The sequence below is a fragment of the Paenibacillus sp. Y951 genome, assembly GCF_056786395.1.
In genome coordinates, this window is record NZ_JBXCIY010000084.1 from 1 (window position 1) to 696 (window position 696).

Annotated in this window: 1 tRNA gene and 1 rRNA gene; both read left to right on the forward strand. The window is 43.4% G+C overall.

From position 1 onward, the window contains the following. Positions 1-103, forward strand: a 16S ribosomal RNA gene (locus AC1TPB_RS24950); the annotation flags it as partial. A gap of 89 nt (positions 104-192) precedes the next feature. Continuing rightward, a tRNA-Ala gene (locus AC1TPB_RS24955) sits at positions 193-268 on the forward strand. Positions 269-696: the final 428 nt, after the last annotated feature.

Consider the following 696-nt stretch of genomic DNA (forward strand, 5'->3'; position numbering starts at 1 on the left):
GGGTAACCCGCAAGGGAGCCAGCCGTCGAAGGTGGGGTAGATGATTGGGGTGAAGTCGTAACAAGGTAGCCGTATCGGAAGGTGCGGCTGGATCACCTCCTTTCTAAGAGAACACGTTCTTCCGAGAGAAGAACATAAGACACATTGTGTCAGACGTGTAAACCATTTGTTCAGCTTTGATGGAATTTGCCTGGGGCCATAGCTCAGCTGGGAGAGCGCCTGCCTTGCAAGCAGGAGGTCAGCGGTTCGATCCCGCTTGGCTCCACCAACTACCTTCATTTGAAGGGAGTTGCGAATTCATCTATTTGTGTTCCTGAAAATGATAATTCATTGGTAAGTTACACAATATATTATCTGATTAAAAATCGTCTACCGTTTCCCAAAAGGATATGGTTTGATGTTTTCTTATCAGAAAAATTTTCACTATTTTCCTAACGGAAAAAGTGTTTGTTCCTTGAAAACTGGATATGAAAGTAATGAAACATCCAAAGCGAATTGTGAAGCTTGGAGATGAATCTTCTTAGGAAGTGGAGTCGAAAACTTTTCGATGATGAAATAAAGCGCATGATTTTTTTGAAGATTTTCTAACGAAAACTTCTTTGAAGTGATGTTACTAGGTTAAGCTAGTAAGAGCGCACGGAGGATGCCTAGGCACTAGGAGCCGAAGAAGGACGTGGCGAACAACGATACTGCCTC